Below are 19,944 nucleotides of genomic sequence, written 5' to 3' on the forward strand. Positions count from 1 at the left end.
GTTCATGCGCTCGACAGGTTCGACATCGTAGGTGCCTGTTGAGAGAAACGATCCCTCCCCCCGGGGTACCATGAGTCCGTTCTAGAATGTCCAATTACGATCTCGATATCCAACGCCGTCCAACACGATCGGCGGCGCGCACATGATTGAGCGCGTCGTTTCCTTCATCGTCGACATCTCGGTGCGACTGCGCTGGGCCACCATTTTGATGGGCCTCGCAGCGTGGGCGGGCGCCGTTTTCTACGTCGTCAACCATTTCGCCATCACGACCGATACGGGTCAGCTCATCTCATCGGACCTCGATTGGCGTCAGCGCGAGCGCCAATTCGACGACGCGTTTCCCCAGCACACCGACACGATAGATATAGTCATCGACGGTAAAACTCCGGAGCTGACCGAAACAGCCGCAGCCAGTCTCGCCGCGGCCCTGAGCGAATCGAAGCCCGATCCTTTCCAAATCGTCCGGCGACGTGACGGCGGTCCCTTCTTCGAAAAGAACGGCCTCCTTTATCTGTCGCTGCCGGAGCTCAAGGAGACCACCGAAGGCCTGATCAAGGCGCAGCCCGTTCTTGGCACGCTCGCCGCCGATCCGACGCTCAACGGATTGGCGAAAGCGCTCTCGTTCGTCCCTCTGGGTGTGAAGGACGACCGTGCCAAGTGGTCGGATTTCGACAAGCCGCTCGGCGCGCTCGCCAACGCCATCGATGACCTCATGGCGGGCCGGGAAACGGCATTCTCCTGGGGTCAACTACTAACGGGCGGAAGCCCGAACCCCTCCGAACTTCGCCGCTTTCTCGAGGTGAAGCCCGTTCTCGATTATTCCGATTTGCAGCCCGGCGCAGATGCAACCGCGTTGATCCGAGAAACCGCAAAGCGCCTCGGATTGACACCCGAGAACGGCGTGCGGGTCCGGCTGACGGGATCCGTGCCGATGGCCGATGAGGAATTCGGGACCGTTGCCGAAGGCGCAGCGATCAATACGGCCGTCACGATCGCAGCCGTTCTTTTCATTCTTTGGCTGGCACTCAGATCGGGTCGCATCATCTTCGCCGTTCTCGTCAGCCTCTTCTCCGGACTCGCGATGACGGGCGCGCTGGGTCTCTACCTCGTCGGCGCACTCAACCTTATCTCGGTAGCGTTCGCGGTGCTGTTCGTCGGTATCGGTGTCGATTTCGGCATCCAGTTCTCGGTCAGATACCGCCACGAGCGCTTCAACAAACATGGTCTCCGCGACGCGTTGATCGCAGCGGGCAAGAACGCCGGGAAACCTTTGGCGCTCGCAGCGGCGGCGACGACAGCGGGCTTCTACGCATTTCTGCCGACCGATTACCGCGGCGTATCCGAGCTTGGCCTCATTGCCGGCAGCGGCATGATTATCGCGTTCCTGACGAGCATCACTTTCTTGCCGGCGATGCTCTCCGTTCTGAATCCTCCAGGCGAGCCGCACGACGTCGGCTACCAGTCGCTCGCGCCGGTAGATCGATTCATGGCGCGCCACCGCCACATCATTCTTGCGCTGACGGCGATCGGCGTCGTCGCCGGATTGCCGCTTCTGACCAAGCTCGAGTTCGATTTCAATCCGATCAACTTGCGCAGCAACAAGGTGGAATCGGTCTCGACCTTCAACGATCTGATGCGCGATCCTTTGACCGCTCCGAACACGATCGAGATCTTGACGCCGAACCTCACCGACGCGAAAGCGCTGGCAGCAAAGCTCGATAAGCTGCCGGAAGTCGGCCATACGATAACGCTAGCGAGCTTCGTGCCGGAGCATCAGGACGAAAAGCTGGCCATCATCAGAGACGCGGCGGACCTGCTCGGCCCGACCATCGAGCCCGACGAAATCGCGGCAACGCCGACGGACGCCGAAACGCAGACGACGCTGCGAGATACCGCCAAGGCGTTTGAGGACGTCAGCAAATTGCCGGGCGCACCGGCCCTCGCCACCCACATGGCGGCGACGCTTCGCAAACTCGCGGACGCGCCGGCTGACGCGCGGGCAAAGGTCGAAAAGGCGCTGCTCGACGGTCTGAAACTGCGTCTCGCGCAAATTCGCGCGGCCCTCAAGGCTGAGCCGGTAACGCTCGAGAATCTGCCGACTGAGATCATTGCCGACTGGATAACGGCCGATGGCCGAGCCCGGGTCGAGATCGGGCCGAAGGGCGACGGAAACGACAACGCAAACCTCCGCCGCTTTGCGTCTGCCGTGCTCGCCGTTACGCCCGAAGCAACCGGCGTGCCGATCCTCATTCAGGAATCGGCGAAGACGGTTGTGCGCTCGTTCATTCAGGCGGGCTTGCTGGCGCTCGTTTCGATAACGATCATCCTGTTCGTCGCCCTGCGCCGCATCTCGGACGTGCTGCTGACGCTCGTGCCGCTATTGCTCGCCGGCGTCGTGACGCTCGAACTGTGCGTGCTGCTCAAGCTACCGCTGAATTTCGCGAACATCATTGCGCTGCCTGTGCTGCTCGGCGTCGGCGTCGCATTCAAGATCTATTACGTGCTCGCTTGGCGCGAAGGCGAAACGAGCTTGCTGGCATCGCCGCTGACGCGCGCAGTGATGTTCAGCGCCATGACGACGGCCGTTGCGTTCGGCAGCTTGTTCTTCTCAAGTCATCCCGGAACGTCGAGCATGGGTGAGCTGCTTGCACTCTCGCTCGTCACGACGCTCGCGGCGGCGGTGCTCTTTCAGCCGATCCTGATGGGGCCGCCACGTAACAAGAAGGAAGGCTGACGAGGTCTCGAAAGACAGACGGCGCCGGTGGGAAACTCCGGCGCCGCGTCACATGCTAATTCGCACTGTCTGTTTTTACTGATGCGTTACGCGGCGTTGCGGCGTTCACGCAGGAACTGGAAGAATTCGACGCCCTCGCGGAGGCGCCGCTTCATCATGTCGGGCTGCGTTATCATCTCGCCGACGATCGAAGCAATCTTCGGCACCCGGAAGTAGAACTTGCGATAGAAGTCCTCGACCGAAGAGAAGATCTCGGTGTGTGACAGACCGGGATAGTGCAGCGGCGCGATCTGGATGCCGTTATCGTTGATGAGTTCGGCATTGTCGACGTCGAGCCAGCCGTTCTCGGACGCCTGCTTGTAGAGAAACGTGCCCGGATAGGGCGCCGCGAGCGAGACCTGGATCGTGTGGGGGTTGATCCGCGTCGCGAACTTGATGGTCTCCTCGATCGTCTCCTTCGACTCTCCCGGAAGTCCGAGGATGAAGGTGCCGTGGATCTTGATGCCGAGTTCGTGGCAGTCCTTCGTGAACTTCTCCGCGACCTCGACCCGCATGCCCTTCTTGATGTTGTGCAGGATCTGCTGGTTGCCGCTCTCGTAACCGACGAGCAGCAGACGCAGGCCGTTGTCCTTGAGCACCTTCAGCGTCTCGCGCGGCACGTTCGCCTTGGCATTGCACGACCAGGTGACGCCGAGCTTGCCGAGTTCCCTGGCGATTGCTTCCGCGCGCGGCAGGTCGTCGGTGAAGGTATCATCGTCGAACATCAGCTCTTTCATCTGCGGGAACGCCTTGAGGATGTATTTCACTTCCTCGATGACGTGCCCGACGGAGCGGGTCCGATAGCGATGGCCGCCAACGGTCTGAGGCCACAGGCAGAACGTGCAGCGGCTCTTGCAGCCACGCCCCGTGTAGAACGAGATGTACGGGTGCTTCAGGTAGCCGATGAAGTAATTTTCCATCACGAGGTCGCGCTTGTAGACCGGCGTAACGAAGGGCAGCGTGTCCATGTCGTGCATCACGGGGCGGTCCTCGTTGTGCACGATGACGCCCTGCGCGTTGCGGTAGGAAAGACCCTTGATGTCACTCCACGCCATGCCGTCAGCGACGTCCTTGATCGTGAAATCGAACTCATTGCGGGCAACGAAGTCGACAATCGGCGCGTCCACTAAGCTTTCGTTGGACTGCACCGCAACCTTGGCGCCGATCAAACCAACCTTGAGGTTCGGGTTGGTCGCCTTCATCGCCTCGATGACTTTGACGTCGGAATCAAACGACGGCGTCGAGGTGTGCAGCACCGCGAGGTCGTAATCGCGCACTTGGGCGAGAACATCCTGCAGGCTGGTACGATGCGGCGGCGCATCGATGAGCTTGGAATTCTCGACCAGCGCGGCCGGTTGCGCCAGCCAAGTTGGATACCAGAACGACTGGATTTCGCGGCGTGCCTGATATCGAGATCCTGCTCCGCCGTCGAAGCCGTCAAATGAAGGAGCCTGCAAAAATAGTGTGCGCATCGTGGGCGCCTTTCATATCGGCTTAACAGTCCCATCGGCGCCGACGCTGTAGCGGCGGCCCCTCCAACTGACAGCTCCGGGCGCGTAGCTCGCGACGAACACCGCAAAGCTCAACAAGTCGCGCAAAGGTGTGAACCAAATCGAACTCTTTCCCCCACCGGGCAGTCGCTCAACTTGTAACGGAACCAAAAGGCGGCACGCAAGCGTTCCCAAAACGATCATCCACGCTATGACGTTGAAGCCACTCAAAGGCAACGCAGCAAGCGCAAATGGCAGCGGATGAGTAATGACGGAACCGGCATAACCGACTGGGTCGACGAGTCTTATCGTCCGCGCCCATCGAAGCTCATGTGCGAGAAGCGCGGCAAATGAGTCTTCCGAAAAAGTATGCCCGACTGTGAAAGGCGCTATCGCGACTTTCAGGCCTTTTCGACGGACGGCGTCGCCCATCGCGTAGTCATCGGCCAACGTGTTGGCGAAGGCTTCGAATCCTCCGATCTCGGCGAGCGTGTTCCGGCGTATCGCAATCGTCGATCCGAAACATGGCTTCGCGAGTCCGAACTGAACGCCGACGAGCACGCTCGGAAGAAAATGCTGATCGACTGCTGCGGCCGCGAGTCGCGACCAGAACCCTCCGATCGCGCATCCGCGATAAAGGCACGTGACGAGTCCAACTTCGGGTTGCTGTAACGTGGCGACGACATCCCGGACGTAGGTATCATCGACGCGCATATCGCTGTCGCTGAGAATTAGAACGTCGTGCGGCGCGGTGGGAAAAATGTTGAGAACGTTAGAGATCTTCGGATTGCCGCCGGCACTCCGGGAGGATGTAACAAGTTCGATATCCGCGGCAGGAAACTGCTCTTCAAGGTTGCGCACGACGGCTATCGCCGGGTCGGCGGCATTCTGAACGCCGAATAGTATTTTAACTTCGCCCGGGTAGTTCTGCTGAAGAAACGATCCGAGGTTGGCGCAAAGACCTGGTTCAGCGCCGTAAAGCGGCTTGATCAGCGCGACATTTTCCGATCGCTCCAAAATCGACTTGGGCCGGTGTGCAAATCGTGCCACCAAGAGAGCAGCCAATATGGCGTAAGCGCTGCCGATAAAGGCAACGAGGGTGCATACAAGCCACAGACAGGACGTCATTCTGACGTTACTTTCTGGTTTGACCTGGGGGAAAGCCGACTGGCATCAGTCGGTAAGCTAGCGTTTTGCATGCGGCTGCGATAGATCTGAGGTTGCTCGGCCGTGGGGCCAGCATGGGGGAATATCGGGAATTGAAAGTCACTGCCATCCTGAACTGGGTCGGCTGTATTTTAGTCGGTGTGGGCCTGTCGGCCTGCGCGAGCACCTCTGCGCCTTCAATTTCCGCACAGCATCTGGCGTCGGCCGAATACGATTCAGAACCGAAAGCCATCGCTGACCCCAACGAAAAGTTCAATCGCTCGGTGTTCGAGGCCAACCAGGATTTCAATCACGACGTCCTGTATCCGGTCGCCAAGTCCTATAACGAGAACGTGCCTGAGCCCGTCCGCGATCGCATCGACGCGTTCACGACGAACCTCTCCGAGCCGATGGTGTTTGCGAATAACATCTTGCAGCTCCGGCTCGAGGCTGCCGCGACGACATTTGGTCGTTTCGCCGTCAATTCGACGCTCGGTCTCGGCGGCCTGTTCGACGTTGCGGTAACGCAAGGCATGACTCACCAGTCCGGCGACTTCGGACAAACGATGTATGTCTGGGGCTACAGGGATAGCGCTTATCTGGTGCTGCCGATCATTGGCCCGACAAACGTCAGAGACGCAATCGGCACCGGCGTCGAATTTGCCGCGCAAATACCGGCCGGCGCTTTGATTCCGACGAAGGCCGCAACGCTTGCCAGCCGTGTCAATCTCGCGGGAAGCGTGACCAGTCCGCTGTCGAACCTGAGCAAAGTCGAAGATATGCAGACGCTCGAGGAAAGCTCGATCGACTTCTATTCGATGCTGCGCAGCGTGACGGACCAGAAGCGTCAGGCGGAACTCCAGGAAGCTTTGGAAACGAGCGCTTTAACGGGCACGCCCAAGCCGCCCGATCCCAACGCGATCGAGCCGGTTATGACGATCGTCTCGTCGCCGACGATGCTCGAAAAACGACGGATGACCGACGTCCCGAAGATGTCGAGCGCTTCCGATCATGGCGGTTCGATCGTTGTCGTTGGCCCGCCGACGCCAATCGAGGCGCACTAAGTCCACCAAGCACTTTGCCCGGCAGGACGTGCCGTGCGGAAGCCATACGGTCCGCCGTTTTCACAACGTGAAGAGGCCTGATCCGTTTCGGATAGCCCACTCGCTGAACGCTCGAAGCATTTGGGTGGAGCGGCGGGCGAAAAAGCCGTCGCACGAAGGTGGGTAACAAGCAAAAGTATGTTGTGCGACCGGCCCGATCGCAATCAGGCCGGCCACGAATTCGCGAAATCAGCTCCCCGATAACAGCTTGTCGCCTTGCTTCTTGAGCGAGGCGATGAGGGCATCGGGTCCGCCCGCATTCAGTATCGACGAGAACTCCGCGCGGCGGCTTGCGAGCTCGCTGATCGTGCCGTCGAGATAGACGTCGACGATCTTCCATTGCGGCCCAGTCTTGCGCATCAAGTAGTTGATCGCGACAGGTTTGCCGTTGCTCTGCACGATCCGGGTTTTCACCATTTTGTCGGTCGGCGGCCGGTCGGTGATCTCGGCGATCTCGAACGTTTCGCCCGAAAAACCGTCAAATCGTTTCGCGTATGTCGCGACCATCATGCGCGCGAATGCTTCTGTAACGGCAGCTTGTTGCTCGGGCCGAAACGTCTCCCAGCTTCGGCCGACTGCCACGCGGGACATCGATCCGATGTCGTACGTTGAGGCCAGAACTGGCGCGAGCGCTTCATAGCGGCCCTGCACGCCAAGGGCCTGCGCCTGCTTCATCGTATCGAGAAGCTTGGCGTTCAGTCCGTTGATCGTTTTCTCCGGCGCATCGGCCGCTTGCGCGTGCGCAAACTGAGGTGTGGCGAGAAGCGCCGTCATCAAAGCGACGATCGACGCGCTCAAAACACGTAATTTTCTGGCCGGGACCATTGCCCCTCCCCTGATTGATTTCAAATACCGTTCGCCATCGGCGAGTCTCCCGCGGCGGGAACGTCTCCTAGGTTGACACGGTGGCGGCATTTAGCCGTTACACTCGCAGGTGTTTGCCATTTGTGAGGCTTGGCTGCAACACTTCCCCGCAGAGTCCGATCCGTTTCGCATGTTCCATTTTTTGCGCCGTGTCATGGGTTCATATTTAGAATGGTTGTGGACTCGGGCAGAGACGGTTTGGGGGGAGTTCGGTCTATGGATGCAGTAGTACCTCGGGTATCCAAAACACCGCTTTTGGACCAGGTGGATACGCCTGCCGATCTTCGGCAACTGTCGGAACAAGAACTTCCGCAGCTCGCCGCAGAACTCCGCGCGGAACTCATTGATGCCGTATCGCAGACTGGCGGCCACCTTGGCGCAGGACTGGGCGTCGTCGAGCTGACGGTCGCGTTGCACTATCTTTTCGATACGCCGAACGATCGCCTGATCTGGGACGTCAGTCACCAATCGTATCCGCATAAAATCCTGACCGGCCGTCGCAGCCGGATGAGGACGCTGCGTCAGCCCGGCGGCCTTTCCGGATTCACGAAGCGCACTGAGAGCGACTACGATCCGTTCGGCGCAGCTCACTCATCGACATCGATCTCCGCCGGCCTCGGAATGGCTGTTGCGCGCGAATTGTCGGGCGGCACGAACAACGTCATCTGCGTGATAGGCGACGGCGCCATGAGCGCCGGCATGGCCTACGAAGCTATGAACAACGCGGGCGCTCGCAACGAACGGCTTATCGTCATCCTGAACGACAACGACATGTCGATCGCCCCGCCGACGGGCGCGCTGTCGTCATATCTTGCCCGGATTACCTCGAGCGACTCGTACTTTTACGTTCGCGACATCGCCAAGCAGCTGGCGAAGAGACTGCCCAAAAGCTGGGAACGTCGCGCCGCGCGCGTCGAGGAATATACGCGCAGTCTCTGGCAGGGCGGCGCCTGGTTCGAGGAACTCGGACTTCATTACGTCGGGCCCATCGATGGCCACGATCTGAACCAGCTGTTGCCGGTCTTGAAAAACGTTCGCGACGCCGGCGATGGCCCAATCCTCGTTCATGTCGTGACGCAGAAGGGCAAGGGCTACGCGCCCGCCGAAGCCTCGGCAGACAAATATCATGGCGTCGCGAAATTCAACGTCGTGACCGGCGTGCAGGCGAAGCCCTCAGCGTCGGCGCCGTCCTATACGCGCGTCTTCGCCGACAGCTTGATCGCCGAAGCCAAGAAAGACGAGAAGATCGTCGCCATCACCGCGGCAATGCCCGATGGCACGGGTCTTGATATCTTCGGCCGCGAATTTCCGGATCGGACGTTCGACGTCGGCATTGCCGAGCAGCATGCCGTGACCTTTGCGGCAGGGCTCGCCACCGAAGGCATGAAGCCTTTTGCCGCGATCTACTCGACGTTTTTGCAGCGTGGCTATGATCAGGTCGTGCACGACGTCGCGCTGCAGAGCCTGCCGGTGAGATTTGCAATCGATCGCGCGGGGTTTGTCGGCGCGGACGGCGCGACCCACGCCGGAACGTTCGATCTGGCTTACCTCGGTTGCTTGCCGAACATGGTCATCATGGCGGCAGCCGACGAGGCCGAGCTGAAGCACATGGTCGCCACTGCCGCTTCGATCGACGATCGCCCGAGTGCGTTCCGTTATCCCCGCGGCGAAGGAACAGGCGTCGCGATGCCCGAAGTCGGCATCCCGCTCGAAATCGGCAAAGGCCGCGTTTTACGCGAGGGATCGACGATTGCGCTCCTCTCGTTCGGCACGCGCCTGCAAGAGACCATGAAAGCAGCCGATCAACTGGCGGCGCTGGGCCTCTCCGCAACAGTCGCAGACGCGCGCTTCATGAAGCCCCTCGATACCGAACTCATCCGGCAACTTGCCGAAAATCACGATGTTCTCGTGACGATCGAAGAAGGCTCGGTCGGCGGTTTCGGTAGCCATGTTCTGCATTATCTGGCGGAGAACGGACTGCTCGATCGCGGGCTCAAGGTGCGCTCGAAGGTCATGCCGGATGTCTTCGTGGATCAGGACAAGCCCGAGGTCATGTATCAACGTGCGGGGCTCTCGGCCCAAGGCATCGTCGAGACGGTCCGCGACGCCCTCCAAATGAACAAGGCAAAGGCCGTCCGCGGTCGCGCCTAGGTCCGTCGAAAAACGCGAGCGCTCGCTGTAAGCAATACAGCGGCGCCTGTCCGAAACAGCTTAGCGCTTCGTTTTATCGGGTTTCTTGTCGGCCGCAGTGTCCGGCGGTCCGTCGATGACCTTGCGGCAAGCCGGGCTCAATTTCTTGATATTGCGATTGAGGCACGCGACGATGCGGTCTTCGCTCGGGATGTCCCAGAAACAAAGGCTGAGCACGTCCGGGGTGCAGGCAGATTGCTCTTCAGCTGTTCCGCTATGAGCAAACGCCGCGGGAGAATGAGCGAAGGTGATCAGCACTCCCGCAATGCAGACGACGAGCAAGTTCGGAATTAGAATTTTGCGTCGCACGGTTCCGTCCTCGCAAGAACTGTCGTTTCTCAAGTAGCGGGGCTCAACGTGCCTCGCGCGATTTGCGTGATGCCGGCTCTCCCGACATTACCGCACGGCAGGCCGGGCTGAGCTTGGCAAGATGCCGGTTCAAACACGCGACGATGCGGTCTTCGTTGGGAATTTGCGCCGAGCAGAGGCGGAACACGTCCGGTGTGCACGCATCTTGCTCCTCTTGCGTGCCGCTGTGGGCGAAGCTCTCGCTCGCAACCGCGAATATCAGCGCGAAGCCCGCCAGTGCCAGCGATGCGTTGAGCAATCCCGAAGTCTTCGCTTTTCTCATGATCTCTCACTGATGAAAGGGAAGTGTTTTCGGCATATGCCCATCGGGCGTGGTCGGACTAAGGCAAACGAGCCCATAAACGACCCGGAAAAGTCGCAACGATGAACATTTTGTGGCTGGCGGGTTTCCACTCACGCCTTAAGGCGCAGTTCCGGACGGCGGCGTCGTTGCAGCCGGTTGCTCAGCCGCGGGCGGCGCGCTTGCCGGAGGTTCGGTGTTCGATGTCGAGCTTGGTGGCGCAGACGGGGGAGCAGCACTCTCCGCAACCGCCGCCGAACGGACTTCACAAAGCGTCGCCGAATCGAGCGAGGCCTTGTTCATGAAGGCCCAATTCGCGAATGCGACGTAGCACACCGCAACGGCGTCTTTGTTCTGGAGGGTAACGACCACGTTGTCCGTCTTGACCTTTTCGGTCACCCGCTTGGCGACCTCGAGAGGTATGAGCGTCACGGATTTCACCTCGAAGCCTTCGCCGAGGAGCGCAGTAAACGAGGACTGCATGCGCTCGTCCGCCGAAGCCTGGGTGGAAAACGATCCCCCAATGGCGGCAAACGTGATGGCGGCGATTGCGAGTCCGGGGCCAATGCTGCGCATGAGATCCTCACTGCTCTTTTGGGGCATCCGTTAGTCCGTAAAAACGTCACTACTACGGCGCCGCACCCCCCTCAATAACACAACGCGAGGCGCGACCTCAGACTTGGGGACAAGAACGGCCGGGAGGCCGCATCTCGACTTCGCTCTAACCGCGCATTTCGTCGGGATAAAATATAGCAACCGGCGCGGCGTAGTCCGGGGGCGCAAGGCTCGAGGCGATTTCTTCGCCGCCCTTGAGGAAATCCGGAAGGAGATGCGTGTGTGCTCCGGGCGGAGACAGCTCGCCCGGCAAAGGAATTTTCGCGAACACTTCGATGCGCGCCGCCGCACTCTCGACCACGCGGGTCGGGCTGGAGGAAAGGACCTGCATGCCGATCGCTTTCATCACATCCGCCCAGTGACGGCCGGCATTATCAGACAGTGCGGACAGAAGAGCATCGTCGCTCGTGCGAACGCAGAACCGGCTGTTCTTCCGGCCGATGCCATAATCGAAAAGCTGCTCCGCTTTGTGCTCGGCATCGATCGCATCCGAGTCGGAACCAAGCGGCGTAAGCACCGACGTCGAACGGATCGCGGCGCGCGCCTTGGGCAGACCGAGAACAATCGGTCCGCCTTCGGAAAAGGCAAAAGCCCTGACTTTGTCGCTGACGCGCAGACGGAACGAAGCATCCGGCGCGCGTGCGACGAGCGAATCCTGCTCGAGATCAACGCTTATCGTCCGCCCGCTTGTGCAAGGAAATTCCGCGACAGCCCCCGGCGCACCGGTACACCAGGTCCCGCGCCGCGCCTCGACGGTATCGCGCGCCCAATTGAGGAGTTCGTCACGTGTCCACGGCAGCAAGCGCACGCGAACCGAGAGTGCCGAAAGCCGGCTCGGCAACGTCAGCCAAACCGCGTCCCGCTGACCTTCGCTCATCGAGATCCAATTACCGATCTCGGTGCCGGTGCGGCCACATCCGAGACAGTAACCCGAGGCATCGTCGAGCTTGCAGATGCCAATGCATGGCGAATGACGCATCAGGGACAAACGGCTTTCGATCGGAAGAGGGGACGAAAATCAAATTGCAACGGAGGCGGCAAACTATGCGCGCCCCCGCTTTGCATTCTGAACGTCGGCACGCAAGTCAGCGCGCAAAGCGTTCGCGACTGCCGACTACGAGCCAGCCGAACAGCAATCCTATTGCAGCCCAGAGGATAGCCTGCGTACCCAACGCCGCGATGCGGAAGTTCCAAAGCAGATCTGCAGGATACTTCTCAGGCACCTCGTTGATCGCCGGCAGCGCGTAGGCTGCAATTGCGACCAGCACAAGATAAACGCCAGCCCCGAGGATGGATGCGTTCCAGCCGCCGAGCTTTTCGAACGCCTGCCGTCCGAAGCTTACCGCAATTGCCAGCGCCATGAGCGAAAAGACAAGCATCGCGAAATAAAGCTGCGTGCGATAGCCGATTGTCTCGCCTTGTCCGACCGCAGGCGGATTCGCCGGGTACTTGAGGTAAGGCACGAAGTACAGCACCAGAAAGCCGATCGCTGCGAGCACGAGCGCGGTGCTACGTGGGGGCAGATGAAGAAGGCGGCCGCTGATGAATGCATAAGCAAGGGCGAAAAGGCCGCCAAGCGCCGTCCCGTAGACTGCGACGCCGACTAGAAGTCCGGCGCCCGCCTGCACCTCGCGGCTGACGAGCTCGGGCTCATCGGCGGCCTCGGCATTCCCATCGTGCGAGTGCTCCGCCTGCGCTTCCGCCGCCCCGGAATGCGAATGGGTGTGAGAATGCCCTTGTTCCTCTAGCGCGATGGCGCGCTCGACCTGCGGCTCTCCGATGATCTTGGCAAACCCGAATGCCAATAGGCTAGCCATCAGCCCGGCCAGCATGCCGCGCAGTAGCAATTGTCCCATAACTGCAAAACTCCGGCGATCTTAATGGCAGGGGAAGCCGAGCAGATGGCGTCCGTCGTGCACAAATTCGTGCACATACATGCTGTTGAAGATCGACATGGCGCCTTCTTCGATACCCACGAAGTACATGGCGAGAATGAACAGCAGCCCGGCAAAGACGGCCCAGGGCAAAATTTCTTTGAGAGGAATGGGCGCTGCAGAGGTGCCGGAGATGATTGCAGACTGTGACATGAGAAAGTGCCTCCTTGGGATTACGCGTCCCGTTTTAAGCTTTGCGGTAATCACAGGAGGGTCTGACTTTCGGTGGACGCAACGAACGTCCCCAAATTACAGTGGCGCGACCGTGCCGGAATCACACCGGCTTCCTGCCTATGATGATGCGTCGGTCACCTTAAGCCCGGCCACAATTTTGTCAATGTAAGCACTCGGCCAGCATGCAGTCTCGCCTGACATTCATCGCCAACGCCTCGACCCCGGCGGTCAGGGCGGCCGCTTTTCCCCTTGATGAGGGCATTGACGAATTCGGGAGGCGAGATGCCGCGGCTCTCGCAAAGGCGATGCCCCGTTCGAGGGTCGTCCTGACGAGCCCGGCCGCCAGGGCGATCGAAACGGCAACCGCGCTCGGATTCGAGGCCGCGATCGACGAAGGGCTGCGTGACCTGGATCTCGGTCGCTGGGCCGGTCGCACGCTGAATAGCATTGCAAGCGCCGAGCCGGAGGCTCTCGAAAGCTGGCTTTCTGATCCGGGCGCTGCCCCGCACGGCGGCGAAACAGTCGGCGACCTCATCGCGCGATCTGCAAATTGGCTGAATGACGTGTTGCCGCGACAGGAAAATGTTATCGCAATTACGCATCCGGCAGTCATTCGAGCTGCACTCCTCGCAGCGATCAAGGCAGGGCCGGAATCGTTTTGGCATATAGATATCGGGCCATTGAGTGTCGTGGAGCTGAGTTCCAACGGGCTGCGGTGGACGGTAAGAGCAATCAAAAATTGAGCGTTGCGCGGTGTGGGAACTGCGCGGTCGCCAAGAATTCAAGCGTCTATTTTAACGCTGAGTTATCCGCACACAGACAGTCATCGGCGCCATGTGTCCCGGAATATAGGTCTCGATAAGATTCCCGATACTCTAGGGTTTCATACCCGATTGTCGGGAAAAACCGGCGCGTGCACTAATCGTCATGTGCAAATTGCCGGCACCGCTCTCGTCTCCCTGAATTCTGGTGTCGACGCGCGAACTGAGCGCCCAAGTTAAGCGAGGACAATATGGTCAGGATGAAAAGTAGCCACGCGCGTGCGGCGGCCCTGACGGCGTTGCTTGCATTTTCTGCATTGCCCGCATCCGCCCAGGAAATCGAACACCACAAGACCGAGAAGGCAAAACCAGCGGCACCTGCTCCAACCGTCACTCAGGAAATGCTGACGAATGCCGGAAGCGACGCAAAACAGTTCCTGCATACGAACGCCAATTACGAGCAGACCCGCTTCTATCCGGGCAAACAGATCAATGCCTCGAACGTCTCGAAGCTTCGCCCGGCATGGATCTTCCAGATGGACGTGAGAGAGTCGCTCGAGACATCGCCGATCATCGTCGGCGAAGTCATGTACGTCACGACGTCGTTCGATCACGTCTATGCGCTCAATGCCAAGACTGGCGAGGAATACTGGCACTACAAGCACAAGATGGGCCCGATCACGACGTACTGCTGCGGCCCAAACAATCGCGGCGTCGCGGTGCTTGGCGACAAAGTCTATTTCGCAACGCTCGACGCCAAGCTCGTTGCCCTCGATGCAAAAACCGGCAGCCTCGTCTGGGAGACGGAGATCGCGGATCCGGAATTGGGCTACAGCGAAACAATGGCGCCATCGGCCGTCAACGGCAAGATCTTGATCGGCACGAACGGCGGTGAATACGGTATCCGCGGCTTTTTCCGCGCGTATGACGCCAACACCGGCAAGCTGGTCTGGAATTTCGATACGGTCCCGGAAGATTCGGTTGGCGTTTGGGCGACAAAGGATGCGAGCGGCCACGATATGCATCGCGACATCGCGGCTGAAAAAGCGCAACTCGCAAAGACCGGCGATCCATACAAAACGCTCGGAGGCGGGGTCTGGCAGAATCCGGCTGTCGATCTCAAGTTGAACCGGATCTACTTTGTGGTCGGCAACCCGTCACCTGATCTCGACGGTTCGAAACGGCCTGGCGACAATCTCTATACGGACTCGCTTGTCGCGCTCGACCTCGATACCGGCAAATACGTTTGTCACTTCCAGTACATCCCCCACGACGTTTGGGATCTCGATTCTGTTAGTCCGCCCATTCTGATCGACGTCAAAGACAAGGATGGCAAAACCGTACCGGGCGTAGTCCACGCCGGAAAGACGGGATACGTCTACGTCAACAAACGCGACGACTGCGGCATTATCCGAATCTCGGATGTGATGGTGGCTCAGGAGAACTTCTGGACACTTCCGACTCCCAAGGGTGCGCGGATGCTGCCCGGAGCAAACGGCGGCGTCGAATGGTCACCAATGGCGGTCAATCAGAGGCTCAATCTTACCTACGCCGTGAACCTTCACCAGCCGATGACGTATCAGGTCCAGACGAGTCCCTATCCGGAAGGGAAGCTCTGGCTCGGCGGTGCCTTCAAAGTGATCCCGGGTGAAGAGCAATTCGGCAATGTCTCGGCGGTTAACTACAACACCGGTAAGATCAAGTGGCAGGTGCAGACACCACAGCCGATGATGGGAGGCGTGCTCGCAACCGCTGGCGACCTCGTATTCACCGGCGAGGCGAATGGTTGGTTCCGCGCCTACGACGCCGAAAGCGGCAAGATCCTGTGGTCGTTCCAGTCCGGCGCCGGTGTCAACGCTCCGCCGTCGGCATATGCGATCGACGGCAAGGAATACGTCGTCGTCGGCGCCGGCGGAAACACGCAGATCGATTTCAAGCGCGGCAACAATATTATCGCCTTCACGCTTGACTGATCGAACGTGGATGGCTCGGAAGGACCGCATAGGATCCCTGCCGAGCATCCGTTCAAATGCATGACCAGACCGGTCAACCGGAGATCAGAAATGATGAGTGCGATGCGATCGGCCCAAATCGCGATTGCCGGCATCGTTGCGGCATTCCCGCTTGTTCCAACGGCAGTGTCAGCCGCGAGCGTCGAGGAAAACGCTCAGACCTGCGCGGGTTGTCACGGCGAGAACGGCGTCCCCCAAGCGAAAACCACGCCCATCATTTGGGGACAGAATGAGGGCTACCTCTACATCCAGCTGCGCGACTTCAAGAGCGGCGCGCGGAAGAGCGATCAAATGTCTGCCGTCGTCGCAAGCCTCGAGAAGGCTGATTTCAAGGCTTTGGCCGCTCACTTCGCTGGCCTGAAGTGGCCAATCCTCGGCCAGCCGTCACCACCGAAGGATGCGGCGAAGGCGGCGCTGACAGTCATCGGCTCGGTTGGCTGCACCTCGTGCCATCTCGATCAATTTCAAGGTGACGGTACGACGGCGCGACTTGCCGGCCAGCAGTCCGAATATCTGTTCAATACCATGACTGCATTTCGCGACGGATCACGCGCCAATAATCCCGGCATGTCGGATCTCATGAAAGCAGTGCAGCCGTCCGACATCAAACCCCTCGCTGAGTATCTTGCGAGCCTTCAGGTCGTCGGCGGTCAACAGTGAGTGATACCGCTAGCTGACTGCGAGTTTCCTGCGCAGAGCATCGCTGGCGGCGAGGTCGGCCGCAGTCTTTCCGGTGGAGTCGCGCAACGTCTTGTCCGCGCCGCGAGCGAGGAGAACGTCGACGGCCTTCTCGTGTCCGAGCGACGCCGCGATCATCAACGCCGTGCGCCCGCGGTTGTCCTTCTCGTTGATGCGTGCGCCGTGATCGATCAGAATCGCGAGTACGTCCGCTACGTCGTTCGAGCCCGCCGCATCTTCATGCCCTGCGGCCCACATCAGAGCCGTTAGATCGTTGCCGTATCGGGCGTTGACGTCGACGGCATGATCGAGAAGCAAATTCACGACGGGAGGGAAGCCGCGGGCAACCGCGTAGCATATCGGCGCCTTGCCGGTCGCATCGGCTTTTTTGGGATCGGCGCCTTCGTCGAGCAGCAGCCGGATGACTCGCGCATTACCGGCAAACGATGCTGCTGCGATCGGCGTCAGACCCGTTCGACCGGGAAGGTTCACGTCCGCACCATGCGCGACGAGAGCTTGCACGGCGGAAGGATTGTCGTTCTCTGAAGCCGCAAAGAGTGCGGTTCCTCCATCAAGATCGCGGGCATTGATATCCGCGCCGTGTGCGAGGAAGAGCTCCACAATATCCGTATGCCCGGTCCTTGCCGCGTGCGTGAGCGGCATCGCGCCGGAGCGATCGCGTGACGCGAGCGAAGCGCCATCGTCGAGCAGTCTACGAGCGAGTTGGATACAGCCTTTGTCGGCCGCAGCGGCAAGTGCAGCGTTGATTTCCAGCGGTCCGGCTGCCTGCTCTATCTGAGCATAATGTTGCTCCTGTTCCTGACAGACGCGCACTTTTGCGAGTGCATTGCTGGCTGAGCCAATGCAGCAGGAAGCAGCGATAAAGGCCGTGGTTGCCAAAGCGCGGAGACTATGAGGCACGGGGTAGGCTCCATTGCCGGAGCCCCATATTTAGCCCCGGAACCCCTTCGATTTCCACTGTTCGTATTGGACCCGCGCGAGCTTGTAGGCGTCCGGTATCGAAAGCGCCCAGACGAATAGCCCCAATGCGAATCGCCCGATTATCGACCTGTCCGGCGGGGCGATCTGCCAGGTGATGAGCGCCAGCAGCAGCGTAAACATCGCGAACATAAATCCGCGCTGCTGTTGGCCAATTGCGACGTGTCCCATGCCGGGGAGCACGATGGCGAGAGCGAGAACCAGATAGGGGTTCATCGGCTTGCGCTCGACTTGCAGTGCATTCATGCGGCAGACTCCAGCTTGACGTTGAGAAGGAGGTACTCGATTTCGAGCACCGCCGCGATGATGTCCTCAAGCCCTTCAGGGTCGAGTTGCGCGCCTTCGAAGACGATTTGCCGGAGAATGAGATGGGCGCCGCGCTTGCCTTCCGCAAGCTGGCGCATGATGCGGACGCCGCGCGGGGTGACGGCGATTTCCTTGAAATGGGGGTCGCGAAGAAGGGTCGCCACGTAAGGCGCGATCCGATCGAGAACGTGACGGGCGCCCGGGCCATCGCCCCTGATAAGGCACACGTCCGGAAAGTTTTCAGGCGGCGCCAGCCGTTCGTTGAAGTGGTCGGTTAGCGAAAAATAGTCCGCGCCCGATTGTCGGACGAGGATTGCGACGCTCCCCTCGACTGGCAGTTTGCGCTTCAAGGTGACGTCGAGCCAAAGCTGCGGCAAGCGGCGAAACGTCAGTGTGTCGGGAACGAGCGAGACGCGGAACGAGCGTCCGCGAAATTTCCCTTCCATCTTCGGAAAGCCGCAAGGGTCGATTTCGACCTTCGGCGTTTCGAGAACGTTCAGGGAAGGATCGAGCATGGAATGACGGGCGGCTGCGGCCACTCGCGCCTCGCGGCGACCGAACAGGACGAGAATTGAAACTGCCGCGGCCAACAGCAAAGCAGCGAGTTCAGGAGGCATGAATGGTTCTCACTCGAAAAAGAGGTGGCGCATCGCGAAGATGCGCCACCTTGGGACCTCAGTAACCTACCGGCCGCGGCCAGTTCATCGTGAACTGGTCGCCGCGGCGAACGTACTTGTAGCGGTGGAAATGGAACCAGAGCGAAGCGACGATGAAGAACACCATCATCGCGACGAGCTGGGTGCCATACCCGAGGAACACTGCGAAGTACGTCGTGGAGCAGATAGCCAGTAGCACAAGAGCCGGCAGCGGATGGAACGGATGCACGTATCCGCGCTTGATCGAGTCAAGCGGCCACATCCGCCGGAAGAAGATCACCTGGATCGACATGTACGTGTATTCGAGCAGACCTGACAGGATCGAGAATGTGATCACCTGATCAAGCGGCGCGAAGTACGCGAAGATCAACGCCACAGGCACGAGGAACACGATCGCCCGGAATGGCGTCCTGTTCTTCGGATGCACGGCGCCGAACCAGGTCGGCAGGTACCGGTCGCGACCCATCGAGAACCATGCTCGCGATGCGTCGTTGATGCAGCCGTTAGCCGAAGCCAGCGTCGAGAACATCGTGCCGATGAAGAGCAGCACCATCAACGGCGTCGAGTTCGTCAGCCGTGCGGCATCGAATAGCGGCGTCGTTGCTTGGCCGAGGTATTCCCACGGCATCAAGCCTGAGCAGAGGTACCACGTCATCGTTGCGGCGATGAGCAGCGTCATAATGCCGGTCATCGTTCCGAGCGGCAGAGATCGTGCCGGTGACCGGACTTCTTCGGCCGCCTGACACGTTCCTTCGATACCCAGATAGTACCAGAGACCGAAGTGCAGTGATGCCAGGACGCCGATCCAGCCATATGGGAGTCCGTTCAGGATTTCCTTATGGTTGAGCAACTCGGTGGACCACGGCTTCACACCCATGAACAGGATGACGACGGCGATGAACGCAATGGCGGTGAGGATCAGGTTCACCGTCAAGGTCGCGTAGACGCCCCGGTAGTTGAGCCAGGCCAAAAACACGATAGTCAAGACGATGAACGGCTTGTCGTGAGCTTCCGCGAATCCGGCCATTTGTCCCACTGTTTGGACGAGATAGCCGAGCGTGATGGCATTCGCGGCTTCAAGCATCGTGTATGCGAACACGAGGTAGAGGCCGACGTTGAACGCCATCAACGGTCCGATGATGTGTTTCGACTGCGCATATTGACCGCCAGCGGCAGCGACGGTGGACGTCACTTCCGAGTCGATCATGGCGACGCAGGTGTAAAGAAGGCCTGCAGCCCAGCAGGCGATAAGAGCGGCGATGGCGCCGCCCTTGCCGACGGCGAAGTTCCACCCCATGTACTCGCCGACGAGCACGATACCGACGCCTAGTGCCCACACATGCGCGGGGCCCAGCACGCGGAGAAGAGAAATTTTCTCTCCGTGAACAGCAGTTGTTTGAGTCACTTATGTCCCCCTTGATGTGGTGGGTCGATGACGAGCGCATCATCGGTTTCGCCTTCCTTGGAGGAAGTCAGAAGGTCTTCACTGTATGCACGATTGGTCTTGATCGTATCGAAGAGCATGTAGAGACCAAGCAAGATCGACAGGGCCCAGGCCCCGTATTCGAGGAGTTGCCAATTATCCATTTAGGAG

Annotated in this window: 20 protein-coding genes and 1 riboswitch; of the genes, 6 read left to right on the forward strand and 14 right to left on the reverse strand. The window is 59.8% G+C overall.

The window, feature by feature from the left end:
- Window positions 1-142 precede the first annotated feature (142 nt).
- Complete coding sequence (locus K2Q04_RS01095) at window positions 143-2,734, forward strand: MMPL family transporter (protein WP_291158063.1); 2,592 nt, start codon at window positions 143-145, stop codon at window positions 2,732-2,734.
- A gap of 86 nt (window positions 2,735-2,820) precedes the next feature.
- On the opposite strand, the gene hpnJ is transcribed toward K2Q04_RS01095, so the two are convergent.
- Window positions 2,821-4,245, reverse strand: a complete 1,425-nt coding sequence (gene hpnJ / locus K2Q04_RS01100) for a hopanoid biosynthesis associated radical SAM protein HpnJ (RefSeq protein WP_291158065.1) — start codon at window positions 4,243-4,245, stop codon at window positions 2,821-2,823.
- Window positions 4,246-4,257: 12 nt separating this feature from the next.
- Complete coding sequence (gene hpnI / locus K2Q04_RS01105) at window positions 4,258-5,391, reverse strand: bacteriohopanetetrol glucosamine biosynthesis glycosyltransferase HpnI (protein WP_291158068.1); 1,134 nt, start codon at window positions 5,389-5,391, stop codon at window positions 4,258-4,260.
- A 131-nt stretch (window positions 5,392-5,522) separates the two neighbouring features.
- On the opposite strand from hpnI, the gene K2Q04_RS01110 reads away from it, so the two are divergent.
- Window positions 5,523-6,473, forward strand: a complete 951-nt coding sequence (locus K2Q04_RS01110) for a VacJ family lipoprotein (RefSeq protein WP_291158070.1) — start codon at window positions 5,523-5,525, stop codon at window positions 6,471-6,473.
- A 228-nt stretch (window positions 6,474-6,701) separates the two neighbouring features.
- Here K2Q04_RS01110 and K2Q04_RS01115 read toward each other — a convergent pair whose 3' ends face one another.
- The gene (locus tag K2Q04_RS01115) at window positions 6,702-7,337 is read right to left on the reverse strand and encodes an ABC transporter substrate-binding protein (RefSeq protein WP_291158072.1); all 636 of its coding nucleotides are present in this window, start codon (window positions 7,335-7,337) and stop codon (window positions 6,702-6,704) included.
- A gap of 255 nt (window positions 7,338-7,592) precedes the next feature.
- Between K2Q04_RS01115 and dxs the strand changes: the two genes are divergently transcribed.
- The gene (dxs, locus tag K2Q04_RS01120) at window positions 7,593-9,527 is read left to right on the forward strand and encodes a 1-deoxy-D-xylulose-5-phosphate synthase (RefSeq protein WP_291158074.1); all 1,935 of its coding nucleotides are present in this window, start codon (window positions 7,593-7,595) and stop codon (window positions 9,525-9,527) included.
- 60 nt (window positions 9,528-9,587) lie between these two features.
- Here the strand turns inward: dxs and K2Q04_RS01125 are convergent, their stop codons facing one another.
- The 6 genes from K2Q04_RS01125 to K2Q04_RS01150 all read right to left on the reverse strand — a co-directional run bounded on the left by K2Q04_RS01125 (window position 9,588) and on the right by K2Q04_RS01150 (window position 12,917).
- Window positions 9,588-9,875 (reverse strand): hypothetical protein, encoded by a 288-nt coding sequence (locus tag K2Q04_RS01125; RefSeq protein ID WP_291158075.1) that lies wholly within the window; start codon window positions 9,873-9,875, stop codon window positions 9,588-9,590.
- A 43-nt stretch (window positions 9,876-9,918) separates the two neighbouring features.
- Window positions 9,919-10,197, reverse strand: a complete 279-nt coding sequence (locus tag K2Q04_RS01130; protein ID WP_291158078.1) for a hypothetical protein — start codon at window positions 10,195-10,197, stop codon at window positions 9,919-9,921.
- A 138-nt stretch (window positions 10,198-10,335) separates the two neighbouring features.
- Window positions 10,336-10,791: a hypothetical protein gene (locus K2Q04_RS01135; protein ID WP_291158081.1), complete on the reverse strand. Its 456-nt coding sequence runs from the start codon at window positions 10,789-10,791 to the stop codon at window positions 10,336-10,338.
- A gap of 145 nt (window positions 10,792-10,936) precedes the next feature.
- Complete coding sequence (locus K2Q04_RS01140) at window positions 10,937-11,809, reverse strand: DUF1289 domain-containing protein (protein WP_291158083.1); 873 nt, start codon at window positions 11,807-11,809, stop codon at window positions 10,937-10,939.
- A gap of 106 nt (window positions 11,810-11,915) precedes the next feature.
- On the reverse strand, window positions 11,916-12,686 hold the full coding sequence (locus K2Q04_RS01145; RefSeq protein WP_291158086.1) for a CbtA family protein: 771 nt from the start codon (window positions 12,684-12,686) through the stop codon (window positions 11,916-11,918).
- A 21-nt stretch (window positions 12,687-12,707) separates the two neighbouring features.
- The gene (locus K2Q04_RS01150; protein ID WP_291158090.1) at window positions 12,708-12,917 is read right to left on the reverse strand and encodes a CbtB domain-containing protein; all 210 of its coding nucleotides are present in this window, start codon (window positions 12,915-12,917) and stop codon (window positions 12,708-12,710) included.
- Between the two features lie 37 nt (window positions 12,918-12,954).
- Window positions 12,955-13,096: riboswitch (cobalamin riboswitch) on the reverse strand.
- A gap of 24 nt (window positions 13,097-13,120) precedes the next feature.
- Between K2Q04_RS01150 and K2Q04_RS01155 the strand changes: the two genes are divergently transcribed.
- The 3 genes from K2Q04_RS01155 to K2Q04_RS01165 all read left to right on the forward strand — a co-directional run bounded on the left by K2Q04_RS01155 (window position 13,121) and on the right by K2Q04_RS01165 (window position 16,371).
- Complete coding sequence (locus tag K2Q04_RS01155) at window positions 13,121-13,681, forward strand: histidine phosphatase family protein (RefSeq protein WP_291158093.1); 561 nt, start codon at window positions 13,121-13,123, stop codon at window positions 13,679-13,681.
- A gap of 269 nt (window positions 13,682-13,950) precedes the next feature.
- Complete coding sequence (locus tag K2Q04_RS01160; RefSeq protein ID WP_291158096.1) at window positions 13,951-15,672, forward strand: PQQ-binding-like beta-propeller repeat protein; 1,722 nt, start codon at window positions 13,951-13,953, stop codon at window positions 15,670-15,672.
- A 90-nt stretch (window positions 15,673-15,762) separates the two neighbouring features.
- Window positions 15,763-16,371, forward strand: coding sequence for a cytochrome c4 (locus K2Q04_RS01165; protein WP_291158100.1), 609 nt, complete (start codon window positions 15,763-15,765; stop codon window positions 16,369-16,371).
- Between the two features lie 9 nt (window positions 16,372-16,380).
- Here K2Q04_RS01165 and K2Q04_RS01170 read toward each other — a convergent pair whose 3' ends face one another.
- From K2Q04_RS01170 to K2Q04_RS01190, 5 genes are read right to left on the reverse strand one after another with little or no spacing between them, the layout of a single operon-like run.
- Window positions 16,381-17,310, reverse strand: a complete 930-nt coding sequence (locus K2Q04_RS01170; RefSeq protein WP_291158103.1) for an ankyrin repeat domain-containing protein — start codon at window positions 17,308-17,310, stop codon at window positions 16,381-16,383.
- A gap of 30 nt (window positions 17,311-17,340) precedes the next feature.
- Window positions 17,341-17,634, reverse strand: a complete 294-nt coding sequence (locus tag K2Q04_RS01175) for a hypothetical protein (protein WP_291158106.1) — start codon at window positions 17,632-17,634, stop codon at window positions 17,341-17,343.
- Window positions 17,631-18,311, reverse strand: a complete 681-nt coding sequence (locus tag K2Q04_RS01180) for a hypothetical protein (protein ID WP_291158109.1) — start codon at window positions 18,309-18,311, stop codon at window positions 17,631-17,633. Before K2Q04_RS01180 ends, K2Q04_RS01175 begins: the two co-directional genes overlap by 4 nt.
- Before the next feature lie 58 nt (window positions 18,312-18,369).
- Complete coding sequence (locus K2Q04_RS01185) at window positions 18,370-19,755, reverse strand: APC family permease (RefSeq protein WP_291158112.1); 1,386 nt, start codon at window positions 19,753-19,755, stop codon at window positions 18,370-18,372.
- Complete coding sequence (locus K2Q04_RS01190) at window positions 19,752-19,937, reverse strand: hypothetical protein (RefSeq protein WP_291158115.1); 186 nt, start codon at window positions 19,935-19,937, stop codon at window positions 19,752-19,754. Before K2Q04_RS01190 ends, K2Q04_RS01185 begins: the two co-directional genes overlap by 4 nt.
- Between the last annotated feature and the right edge of the window lie 7 nt (window positions 19,938-19,944).

The organism is Hyphomicrobium sp., from assembly GCF_019753045.1.
In the GTDB taxonomy this organism is placed as follows: domain Bacteria; phylum Pseudomonadota; class Alphaproteobacteria; order Rhizobiales; family Hyphomicrobiaceae; genus Hyphomicrobium_B.

What these genes read in the sequence shown, in the direction of transcription:
- K2Q04_RS01145 (WP_291158086.1), bottom strand. Translation starts at nt 12,686, where the DNA reads ATGGGACAATTGCTACTGCGCGGCATGCTGGCCGGGCTGATGGCTAGC.
- K2Q04_RS01180 (WP_291158109.1), bottom strand. Translation starts at nt 18,311, where the DNA reads ATGCCTCCTGAACTCGCTGCTTTGCTGTTGGCCGCGGCAGTTTCAATT.
- K2Q04_RS01165 (WP_291158100.1), top strand. Translation starts at nt 15,763, where the DNA reads ATGATGAGTGCGATGCGATCGGCCCAAATCGCGATTGCCGGCATCGTT.
- K2Q04_RS01190 (WP_291158115.1), bottom strand. Translation starts at nt 19,937, where the DNA reads ATGGATAATTGGCAACTCCTCGAATACGGGGCCTGGGCCCTGTCGATC.
- K2Q04_RS01150 (WP_291158090.1), bottom strand. Translation starts at nt 12,917, where the DNA reads ATGTCACAGTCTGCAATCATCTCCGGCACCTCTGCAGCGCCCATTCCT.
- K2Q04_RS01135 (WP_291158081.1), bottom strand. Translation starts at nt 10,791, where the DNA reads ATGCGCAGCATTGGCCCCGGACTCGCAATCGCCGCCATCACGTTTGCC.
- K2Q04_RS01115 (WP_291158072.1), bottom strand. Translation starts at nt 7,337, where the DNA reads ATGGTCCCGGCCAGAAAATTACGTGTTTTGAGCGCGTCGATCGTCGCT.
- hpnI (WP_291158068.1), bottom strand. Translation starts at nt 5,391, where the DNA reads ATGACGTCCTGTCTGTGGCTTGTATGCACCCTCGTTGCCTTTATCGGC.
- K2Q04_RS01160 (WP_291158096.1), top strand. Translation starts at nt 13,951, where the DNA reads ATGGTCAGGATGAAAAGTAGCCACGCGCGTGCGGCGGCCCTGACGGCG.
- K2Q04_RS01130 (WP_291158078.1), bottom strand. Translation starts at nt 10,197, where the DNA reads ATGAGAAAAGCGAAGACTTCGGGATTGCTCAACGCATCGCTGGCACTG.
- hpnJ (WP_291158065.1), bottom strand. Translation starts at nt 4,245, where the DNA reads ATGCGCACACTATTTTTGCAGGCTCCTTCATTTGACGGCTTCGACGGC.
- K2Q04_RS01155 (WP_291158093.1), top strand. Translation starts at nt 13,121, where the DNA reads ATGCAGTCTCGCCTGACATTCATCGCCAACGCCTCGACCCCGGCGGTC.
- K2Q04_RS01140 (WP_291158083.1), bottom strand. Translation starts at nt 11,809, where the DNA reads ATGCGTCATTCGCCATGCATTGGCATCTGCAAGCTCGACGATGCCTCG.
- K2Q04_RS01095 (WP_291158063.1), top strand. Translation starts at nt 143, where the DNA reads ATGATTGAGCGCGTCGTTTCCTTCATCGTCGACATCTCGGTGCGACTG.
- K2Q04_RS01175 (WP_291158106.1), bottom strand. Translation starts at nt 17,634, where the DNA reads ATGAATGCACTGCAAGTCGAGCGCAAGCCGATGAACCCCTATCTGGTT.
- dxs (WP_291158074.1), top strand. Translation starts at nt 7,593, where the DNA reads ATGGATGCAGTAGTACCTCGGGTATCCAAAACACCGCTTTTGGACCAG.